Here is a 9583-nt window from a genome sequence, read left to right as displayed (position 1 = left end):
TTATGGCGCAAGGGTCAGTAGGTGATGGGCATCTCGAAGGTCTGGAATGCATCGTCCACCGGCTGATAGCCCAGCACCCGTGTGGTTTCGCTCAGGTCCAGGCGCTTGAAGCGGTTATTGGAAATGCCGTGGGCGATCAGGTGTTTGACCCCTTCGACTTCAACCGAGCGTTGCAGCAATTGCACGGCGTCACGCGGGCTGAGCCAGGCGCTGAGGTCGCGGGCGTTGTTCAGGTCGGGGGTTTGGCGCGATTCGAAGGCGCCGATGCGCAGGGCAATGGTCGACAGCGCGGTTTTTGCCGCGTAGTAGCTGCACAGCGCCTCGCCGTAGCATTTGCTCACGCCGTAGAGGTTGGCGGGCATGACCTGCATGCCGGGCGTGATCTGCCGGTCAACCGGGTAGCCCTCGATGGCTTGCGCGCTGCTGGCGTACACCAGGCGTGTTACGCCCGCGGCCACGGCGGCTTCGAACAGGTAGGTGGTGGCGAGGATGTTGTTGGGCAGCAGCTCCTCGAACGCGGCGCTGGCGTCGGGGATGCCGGACAGGTGCACGATCACGTCGATGCCATTGAGCAGGCCGGCCAGGCTGGCTTTGTCGCTGAGGTCGGCGTTGATGTAACGGTGCTCGCCCAGGTCAAAGTCCGGTGCGGCGCGGTCAGTAAGGGTGAAGCGGTAGCGGTCTTTCGAGGCTTCGAAAAATACCTTGCCGATTCTGCCGCAGGCGCCGGTGAGCAATACGTTGAGTCCTTTCACGGGGGTGTCCTTGTTTCAGTTATGACCGGCGAGGGCGAAGGTCTGAAAGCCCGGGCGTTGGCTGAGGCGCTGGTAGTAGGCCGCCACTGCGGGGTAGGGCGGGCGCTCCATGGGGGCGTTCTGCCAGCGATGCACCGAGAGGCCGATGAGGATATCGGCGAGGGTGAATTCGTCGCCAGCCACGTAGGCGCCGGTCTTGGCCAGCTGTTGCTCCAGCAGGCCCATCTTGTCATTCCATACCTGCACGGCGGCGGCAATCTGCGCCGGGTCGAGACCGTCCGGGTTGTTGCGCACCAGAGCGGTGAACGCATCGCTCCAGGCGCGGTTGAGTTCGGTGGCTTGCCAGTCCATCCACTGCTCGACCCGAGCGCGTGGCGCCGGTTCGGCGGGCAACAGGTCGTGGCGTTGGTAAAGGCCTATCAGGTAGCGGCAGATGGTGTTGGATTCCCACAGCACGCCGTGGTCGTCGATCAGTACCGGCACCTGGGCGTTGGGATTCAGGGCGAGGAACTCGGCCGACTGGGTGGGTTTGAAACCGATGCCCCAGTCTTCGCGCACGTAGTCGATGCCCAGTTCCTGGCAGGTCCAGAGCACTTTGCGCACGTTGATGGAGGACGTGCGACCCAGGATTTTCAGTGAGTGTCCCATGGTACTTCCCTGACGATGGAGATGACCCATGGGAATCTATCAGGGGTAAACCTTCGACGCTACGCGGTTGTGGCCGGCAGCGCCGACGCGGGCAAACTGAAGGTGCGGTCGAACAGCCAGTTGAAGGCAAACGTGTAGCAGGGAATGAACAGGATCAACGCCAGGTCCAGCATAAACGCCTGCACCAGGCTGACCTTCATCCACCAGGCGATCAGCGGAATCAGGAAGACGATCAGCGTCAGTTGAAACCCGACCGCGTGGGCAATGCGGCGTTTGACGGTGCGCGTGCGGTCGGCCTGGCGGCTTTCCCAGCGCTCGAACACTGAGGTGTAAATGAAGTTCCAAGTGACCGCGATGGTCGTGATGACGACCGCCAGCGGCCCTGTGCTGGAGGGGTGAGTGCCCGACAGCAGCGCCAGCCCGAGCGCCGAGAAGGTCATGCCGATCAGCTCGTAGAGCGACACATACACCAGTTTGCGTTTCACGCCTTGCATACCACTTCCTCTTTTCTACGTGACAGGAACCTCAGAGGGCGCAGAAGATAGCGTCAGCTTGGCTGATACTAAAAGTCAGAAGGTTTCAGTTTTATTGATAGGTGGCGCGATGAGTTTTACCAGCGACAGTGTCCAGTTGTTCTTGGCGGTGGTGGAGCGCGGCTCGTTTTCGGCGGCGGCGCGGGCGTTGGGCAAGGTGCCTTCAGCGGTGAGCATGGGCATTGCCAACCTTGAAGCCGAGCTGGGTTACCCGTTGTTCGATCGCAGCCACCGCGAGCCGGTGCCCACCGACTTGGCGCTGGCGTTGATTCCCCATGCACGGCTGATGGCCGAGCAACTCAAACAATTGCAGGTGCATGCGTTGCAGCTGTCTCAGGGGCTGGAGAGCAAGCTGTCGATTGGCGTGGGCGCCGACATCAATACGCGGCGCCTGCTGGCCGCCATTGGCGAACTCAGTGAGCAATTCCCGTTGCTCGACATCGAAGTGCTGACCGCCCCGCAAGATGACGTTTTGCAGCTGCTGCACAGCGGCCGTGTGCAGCTGTGCCTGGCCTATGCGGGGTTGAGCGTGAATGTGCTGGAGCGGTTTCAGTTTGTCGGCAGCGAGCAACTGATGGCCTGTATCAGCCCGCGACACCCCCAGGCGGGCGGCGAACCGTTTTTGGAAGATTTGGTGCGCGTGCGACAGATTCTGGTGGCTGGCCGGGACTTGCCCCTCAGCGATCGTCGGCCACTGGTGGGGCAATCCTATTGGCGGACCGACACCCTGGGCATGGCGCTGGAGATGGTGGAAGCTGGGCTGGGCTGGGGCAACTTCCCGCAGTCGGTGGTGGCGCCGTTGCTGGCGGCGGGGCGCTTGCGGCGCTTGAACTTCAAGAACATCGAGAACGGGCTGGCGATGGTGGTGAATGCGGTGTGGTTGAAAAATCAGCCGTTGCACAGAGGAGCGTCGGCCTTGGTAAAAATGCTGGCTTCAGCGGATTAACCCTGCCTTCAAGTGGGCACGGTAAAGGTGGGAGCGGGCTTGCCCGCGAAGGCGGTGTGTCAGTCAGCCCATGTGTAGCTGACCCGCCGCCATCGCAGGCAAGCCCGCTCCCACATGTTTAACCGCGCTGGGCGTCAGGTTCGCGGTGTTTGCTGGTCCATGGCTTTGCCTACCATGAGCACTGATAGCTCGCTCAATTGATGAATGGCGAGGGCTACGTCGCGGTGCTTGCCGGTGAGGTCATCGGAGAGGTCGAGCAACAAGGCGCTGACGGAACACACGGTTTCGTAGCTGTTGATCAGCAGGGATTCGATGGGTGTATCGGGGATGATGGTGAAGAGCGTATTCGGGGGATTGACGCTTTGCATGGTTGAAGTACCTGGTTTGTGCCAACACCCGCATCGCTACTAAACAAGTTGGGTGGCAACCGTACGCAGGTTAGTAGACCGGTAATCCCACACAAACCCGGCGCGCCCGAAGGCGCCCTACGCACAGCCGCCATAGTTGGCTTGTGCATATTGTGTTGGGAAGTTCGGGCTACTAAACCCGGTCACCGAGAAATTCAGCGACCGGCAAACCCTAAAGACCACCACCCAAGCGCACAAGCCGGCGGATTCTGACGTAAGCGTAGGCAGCCGGGCAAGGCGCTCACCGCAATGTCAGCCGCGTCCTACAGGCGTCTTACATCTCAAGCGGGCACGGTAAAAAAGGTGGGAGCTGGCTTGCCTGCGATGGCGGTGAGTCAGTCAACACATCATTGCCTGACCCTGCGCCATCGCAGGCAAGCCAGCTCCCACACGTTGAGTGTGTCTGGCCTTCAAAAATCAGGTGCTCTCGCGCACTTGCAACTCAAAGCCCATGTCCACCACCGGCTTGGCGATCTTGTTGCCGGCCATGATCGTCAACAGGTGCTCTGCCGAGCGCCGGCCAATCGCTTCACGCGGTGTGCTGATGCTGCTCAAGCGCGGCACCATGAAAGAAGAGGCGGGCAAGTCGTTGAAACCCAACACGGCCACGCGCTCCGGCACGTTGATGCCGTGGCGCAGGGCTTCGAGCAGTGCGCCCTGGGCCAAGTCATCGTTACCAAAGAAAATCGCATCCACGTCCGGATGCGCCGCCAGCAACTGCAGAAACAGCTCGCCACCCAAACCCACGGAGGAGGGGCGCGGCGTCAGCAATTCCAGCGCCGGGTCATACATACCGGCGTGTTGCAGCGCGCGGCGGAAACCTTCACCGCGCAGCAACGTACGCTGGTCCAACTGCGCGCCGATGTACGCCAGGCGCTTGCGCCCACGCGAGATCAAGTGCGCCGCCGCCGTTTCACCCGCACTCAGTTGCGAAAACCCCACACAGTTCACGCCGGCATTCGGGTCCAGGTCCATCATGTACACACACGGCACATTGCTGGCCTCGACCATCCGGCGCGCGCTTTCAGTGCGGTCAAAGCCGGTCAGCAGCAACCCGCGTGGCTGGTAGGCCATGTAGTTGCGCAACAGGTTTTCTTCTTCGTCGCGCGAATAGTGAGAGTTGCCGATCAGCACTTCAAAGCCCTTGGGCCGCAGCACTTGGTGGATGGCTTCCAGGGTTTCGATAAACAGCAGGTTGGACAGCGACGGCACGATGACCACCACCGAGTGGCTTTGCGCCGAGGCCAGGGCGCGGGCGGCGGGGTTGACCACGTAGTTGAGTTCGGCGGCGGCCCATTGCACTTTTTCCACCAGCTCGGTGGCCACGGTGCTGATGCCACGCAGGGCGCGCGAGGCGGTGATCGGGCTGACGCCGGCCAGGCGGGCGACTTCATTGAGGGTCGGGCGACCGGTGGTGCGGGTATTTTTATCGTTCTTGGAGGTCATCAGGCGGTTGCCAAACAAAAATCGAGGCACTAAGGTAGCGCTGTCTCCAAAAGGCTGCAAATGCTTGAACTCAGGGTTGCCTGATCCGGTTCAACGGTTTCGGAGAGGATGCACGCGTCACTCCATAAAAATGACAAGTCGGCGCGGGAAAAGCCTGTTTTTGCACTAGCCTTACAGCGTGCGAAGGTAGCGCTATATGCGTCCTGAGGTGTTTCATGAGTCAACCTGTTACCGCCCTGGTCATCATGGGTGTTTCTGGCTGCGGCAAGTCCAGCGTCAGCGAAGCCCTGTGCCGCCTGAACGGCGCCACCGCCATCGAAGGCGACAGCTTTCACCCCGCCGCGAACATCGAAAAGATGAGCGCCGGCCATCCCCTCAACGACGACGACCGCGCCGGCTGGCTCGACATCCTGTGCGATGAACTGCGTCGCGCGCTCAAAGCCGGCGAGCATCCGGTGCTGACCTGTTCGGCGCTGAAGAAAAAATACCGCGACCACCTGCGCGAAGCCGCGCCAGGCCTGGGCTTTGTGTTCCTGGAGCTGACCCGTGCCGTGGCCGCCGACCGCGTGTCCCATCGCCCCGGCCATTTCATGCCGGCTAGCCTGATCGACAGCCAGTTCGCCACCCTTGAATCGCCCGTAGGCGAGCCGCTGACCCTGGCGCTCAACGCCAGCGAAGACAGCGTCGAGGACCTGGCCGAGCAAACCAATGCCTGGTGGCTGCAACACGGCTTTGAACCAACCCATTAATTTTTTGCCGGAAAAGATAGCGCTATCCCCGGCAGGAAATTCAACACCCGCTTTAATAACAACAACAAACAGGAGAGACCCCCCATGTTTGGCATGTCCCACGAGTCTTACCTGCTGCTAGATGCAGTGGTCACTATCATCGGGCTGATCTTTTTGATCACCAAGTTCAAGGTGCACCCGTTCATTGCACTGATCATCGCGGCCGGCTTCCTCGGTCTGACTTCGGGCATGCCCGTGGACAAGATCATCAAGGCGTTCCAGGACGGCTTTGGCGGCGTGCTCGGCTTTGTCGGCATCATCCTTGCGCTGGGCACGATGCTCGGCAAAATGATGGCCGAATCCGGCGGCGCCGATCAGATCGCACAGACCTTGATCCGCGCCTTCGGCAAAGAGAAAGTCCAGTGGGCGATGATGTTCGCCGCGTTTCTGGTGGGCATCCCGCTGTTCTTCGAGATCGGTTTTGTACTGCTGATCCCGCTGGTGTTTATCGTTGCGCGCCGCACCGGCGTGTCGCTGATCAAAATCGGCATCCCGCTGCTCGCCGGCCTTTCAGCGGTGCACGGCCTGGTGCCACCGCACCCGGGCCCGCTGCTGGCCATCGGCGTGTTTGGCGCCGACATTGGCAAGACCATCCTGTACGGCCTGATCGTTGCTCTGCCAACCGCCATTATTGCCGGGCCAATTTTCGGTACGTTTATCGCCAAGTACATTCCGGGCAACCCGTCCCAGGAACTCGTCGATCAACTGGCCCGCGAGCCGGAGTCCAAAGACCTGCCGAGCTTCAGCATTACCCTGATCACCGTGCTGCTGCCGGTGTTCCTGATGCTGCTCAAAACCTTCGCTGACGTCGCGCTGCCGGACGGCCACGCCATTCGTAACTGGATGGACATGATCGGTCACCCGATCACCGCGCTGCTGCTGGCGTTGCTGTTGTCGCTGTACACCTTTGGCCATCGCCAGGGCATTCATTCCAAGCAAATCCTCAAGCTGCTTGACGCCAGCCTGGCACCGACCGCGGCGATCATTTTGATCATCGGCGCCGGCGGCGGTTTCAAGCAGATGCTGGTGACCAGCGGCGTGGGTGACGTGATCGGCCACATGGCGGTGAACGCGCAGATCAACCCGATTTTGCTGGCGTGGCTGGTGGCGGCAGTGATTCGCGTGGCGACTGGTTCCGCGACCGTGGCGACCATTACCGGCGCAGGCATCGTGGTGCCGGTGGTGGGCATGATCCCAGGCGTGAACCGTGAGCTGCTGGTGTTGGCGACGGGCGCAGGCTCGCTGGTGTTGTCTCACGTCAACGATGCGGGTTTCTGGCTGGTGAAGCAGTACTTCAACATGACCGTGGTCGAGACGTTCAAGACCTGGACAGCGATGGAGACCATCCTGTCGGTGGTGGCGCTGATCTTTATCATGTTGCTGTCGATGGTGGTGTAACAGGTTCACCGCAAAACAAATGTGGGAGGGGGCAAGCCCCCGATGGCAGTGGACCAGTCACCCGATGCAGTGACTGACACTCTGCTATCGGGGGCAAGCCCCCTCCCACATTGTTGACCGAGTTATGCCCCGGTTTTGGGTACCAACCCATCCGCGCGGAACATCCCGCGAATCCCGCGCACCGCCTGACGAATGCGGTCCTGGTTTTCGATCAGCGCAAAGCGCACATGATCGTCCCCATACTCACCAAAGCCGATGCCCGGCGACACACACACCTTGGCTTCCAGCAGCAGTTTCTTGGCAAATTCCAGCGAGCCCATGGCGGCATACGCGTCGGGAATCTTGGCCCAGACATACATCGACGCCTTCGGGTTCTCCACCATCCAGCCCAGTTCATGCAGGCCCTTGACCAGCACATTGCGGCGCTGGCGGTACTGCTCGGCGATGTCTTTGACGCACTGCTGATCGCCTTCGAGCGCCGCAATCGCCGCCACCTGCAGCGGGGTGAAGGTGCCGTAGTCGTGGTAGCTCTTGATGCGCGCCAGCGCGTTGACCAGTTCCGGGTTGCCGACCATGAAGCCGATGCGCCAGCCGGCCATGTTGTAGCTCTTGGACAGGGTGAAAAACTCCACCGCAATGTCCTTGGCGCCCGGCACCTGCATGATCGAAGGGGCTTTCCAGCCGTCGTAGACGATGTCGGCGTAGGCCAGGTCGTGCACCACCAGTACGTCGTACTGTTTGGCCAGGGCGATCACCCGTTCGAAGAAGTCCAGCTCCACGCACTGCGCGGTGGGGTTGGACGGGAAGCCGAGGATCATCATCTTCGGCTTGGGGATCGAACCACGAATGGCGCGTTCCAGTTCAGCGAAAAAATCCACCCCCGGAATCAGCGGCACCGAGCGCACCTGGGCGCCGGCAATCACGGCACCGTAGATGTGAATCGGGTAGCTGGGGTTGGGCACCAGTACGGTGTCGCCCTGGTCGAGGGTGGCGAGCATCAAGTGCGCCAGGCCTTCTTTGGAGCCGATGGTGACGATGGCTTCCGTTTCCGGGTCGATGTCCACTTCATAGCGGTCCTTGTACCAGCGCGAGATCGCCCGGCGCAGACGCGGAATGCCTTTGGAAGTGGAGTAGCCGTGGGTGTCTTCACGCTGGGCGACGGTGACCATTTTTTCCACGATGTGGGGAGGCGTGGCGCCGTCAGGGTTACCCATGCTCAAGTCGATGATGTCTTCGCCGCGCCGACGCGCAGCCATCTTCAGCTCGGCCGTGATATTGAAAACGTAAGGGGGGAGTCGATCTATGCGCGCAAAGCGGCGCGGCGAACCTTGGTCTGCCATTGTTGCCTCAAGAGTACGTAAGCGCCCGGAACCGTCCGAGCGACGTCGGCCACTGCGGTGGCCTGCGGGGCAGACAATACGGTCGATGATGGCCAGTTGTCCAGATGGCGCAGGAAAAATTTCCGATTGGGGTGAGGCGTCAATATGCCCCTATACTCGATGCGGGTTTGTACCCTCACAAGAAGGAGACTGTTCAGATGGATCAGCAGACAAAACTACCCTTGCAGCCACGCCTGGAAGAGGGCAAAGCCCTGGTGATTGCCGGGCTCAAGGGCCATTACGACAAAGCCACCGTGGGGGATATTCCCAAGTTGTGGGAAGTGCTCGACGGCAACATCAAAGACATCAGCAAGCGCGTTGACCGCCAGATGTATGGCGTGTGCTACAACGCCAAGCAAGGCGAGTTCGACTATCTGGCCGGCGTTGAAGTACCGGCCAAAAGCGATGTACCCAGCAATTTCCAGTCAGTTGAATTGCCTGCCCGCCATTACGCGGTATTTGCGCACCACGGCCCGGTGCAAGCGCTTGAGCAGACCTACGAGCGCATCATGTTCGAGTGGTTGCCGCACTCGGGCTACAAGGTGGCCGGGGCGGATTTCGAGCGCTACAGCGCGGATTTTGATGCACGCAAAGGCACGGGTTCCGTTGAGATCTGGATGCCGGTCGAAAAGAAAGCCTGATGACTCACAGGGGCCGGCGCTCCGGCCCCACAGGTCCTTCAATACAGCGTGGCCTTGACCCGCTCCGGCATTTCCCGGTCGTACGCCTCGGCGTCAAACTGCCCGTCATTGAGCCGCTTGTGAAACGCCCCGGCCGACGGCAATGCCGAACGGTCCAGGTGCTTCTCGGGGTTCCAGCAGTCCGAGCGCACAAACGCCTTCGAGCAATGGAAATACGCGGCTTGCACCTGCACCAGAATCACCGAGCGCGCAGGCTTGCCGTTCACCGCAAAACTCTCCAGCAGCTCGGGCTCGATGCAAATCTGCGCCAGGCCATTCACGCGCAAGGTCTCGCCAATGCCCGGGATGATGAACAGCAATGCAATGCGTGGGTCCTGGACCAAGTTGCGCAGGGTATCGAGGCGGTTATTGCCCGGCCGATCCGGGATCGCCAGGGTGCGCTCATCCACAATCCGCACAAACCCCGGCACATCGCCGCGCGGCGAGCCATCGATGCCCTCCGGCCCGCATGAACTGACCACCACCAGTGGCGACGCCCGCACCATGGCCTGGTAATCCTCGTTGAGAAACGGGATCTCCTTGCGCACCGCCCGCTCGTGCGGGAGGCCGTAGAGGGTTTCGAGTTGTTCCAGGGTTGTCAGCATG

General features: G+C 61.1%; 11 protein-coding genes. 4 read left to right on the top strand and 7 right to left on the bottom strand.

The features are described from left to right. Nucleotides 1-14 precede the first annotated feature (14 nt). From AB5I78_RS22790 to AB5I78_RS22780, 3 genes are read right to left on the bottom strand one after another with little or no spacing between them, the layout of a single operon-like run. Complete coding sequence (locus tag AB5I78_RS22790) at nucleotides 15-752, bottom strand: NAD-dependent epimerase/dehydratase family protein (RefSeq protein WP_370003812.1); 738 nt, start codon at nucleotides 750-752, stop codon at nucleotides 15-17. A 15-nt stretch (nucleotides 753-767) separates the two neighbouring features. Continuing rightward, nucleotides 768-1400 (bottom strand): glutathione S-transferase family protein, encoded by a 633-nt coding sequence (locus tag AB5I78_RS22785; protein WP_262210169.1) that lies wholly within the window; start codon nucleotides 1398-1400, stop codon nucleotides 768-770. 59 nt (nucleotides 1401-1459) lie between these two features. Then, on the bottom strand, nucleotides 1460-1894 hold the full coding sequence (locus AB5I78_RS22780) for a PACE efflux transporter (protein ID WP_370003809.1): 435 nt from the start codon (nucleotides 1892-1894) through the stop codon (nucleotides 1460-1462). A gap of 109 nt (nucleotides 1895-2003) precedes the next feature. Between AB5I78_RS22780 and AB5I78_RS22775 the strand changes: the two genes are divergently transcribed. After that, nucleotides 2004-2879, top strand: coding sequence for a LysR family transcriptional regulator (locus AB5I78_RS22775; protein ID WP_242196286.1), 876 nt, complete (start codon nucleotides 2004-2006; stop codon nucleotides 2877-2879). Between the two features lie 134 nt (nucleotides 2880-3013). Here AB5I78_RS22775 and AB5I78_RS22770 read toward each other — a convergent pair whose 3' ends face one another. Together AB5I78_RS22770 and AB5I78_RS22765 are read right to left on the bottom strand one after the other, a co-directional pair. After that, a complete protein-coding gene (locus tag AB5I78_RS22770; protein WP_145159469.1) occupies nucleotides 3014-3247 on the bottom strand; it encodes a DUF6124 family protein in 234 nt (77 codons plus the stop codon). Nucleotides 3248-3703: 456 nt separating this feature from the next. Continuing rightward, nucleotides 3704-4735: a LacI family DNA-binding transcriptional regulator gene (locus AB5I78_RS22765; RefSeq protein WP_242196409.1), complete on the bottom strand. Its 1032-nt coding sequence runs from the start codon at nucleotides 4733-4735 to the stop codon at nucleotides 3704-3706. A gap of 212 nt (nucleotides 4736-4947) precedes the next feature. Here AB5I78_RS22765 and AB5I78_RS22760 point away from each other — a divergent pair, with 212 nt between their 5' ends. Continuing rightward, nucleotides 4948-5481: a gluconokinase gene (locus tag AB5I78_RS22760; protein ID WP_370003804.1), complete on the top strand. Its 534-nt coding sequence runs from the start codon at nucleotides 4948-4950 to the stop codon at nucleotides 5479-5481. 84 nt (nucleotides 5482-5565) lie between these two features. Beyond that, on the top strand, nucleotides 5566-6918 hold the full coding sequence (locus AB5I78_RS22755) for a GntP family permease (protein ID WP_106578477.1): 1353 nt from the start codon (nucleotides 5566-5568) through the stop codon (nucleotides 6916-6918). Between the two features lie 122 nt (nucleotides 6919-7040). Here AB5I78_RS22755 and alaC read toward each other — a convergent pair whose 3' ends face one another. Next, nucleotides 7041-8258, bottom strand: a complete 1218-nt coding sequence (gene alaC / locus AB5I78_RS22750) for an alanine transaminase (RefSeq protein ID WP_242196280.1) — start codon at nucleotides 8256-8258, stop codon at nucleotides 7041-7043. A 197-nt stretch (nucleotides 8259-8455) separates the two neighbouring features. Between alaC and AB5I78_RS22745 the strand changes: the two genes are divergently transcribed. Beyond that, nucleotides 8456-8938 (top strand): GyrI-like domain-containing protein, encoded by a 483-nt coding sequence (locus AB5I78_RS22745; RefSeq protein ID WP_242196277.1) that lies wholly within the window; start codon nucleotides 8456-8458, stop codon nucleotides 8936-8938. Between the two features lie 38 nt (nucleotides 8939-8976). Here AB5I78_RS22745 and AB5I78_RS22740 read toward each other — a convergent pair whose 3' ends face one another. Next, a complete protein-coding gene (locus AB5I78_RS22740) occupies nucleotides 8977-9582 on the bottom strand; it encodes a pyridoxamine 5'-phosphate oxidase family protein (protein ID WP_370003800.1) in 606 nt (201 codons plus the stop codon). Nucleotide 9583 lies beyond the last annotated feature (1 nt).

Origin of the sequence: Pseudomonas sp. N2-3-1-14, assembly GCF_041228395.1 — a bacterium.
Taxonomy (GTDB): domain Bacteria; phylum Pseudomonadota; class Gammaproteobacteria; order Pseudomonadales; family Pseudomonadaceae; genus Aquipseudomonas.
This window is presented reverse-complemented; position numbering and strand designations above follow the sequence as displayed.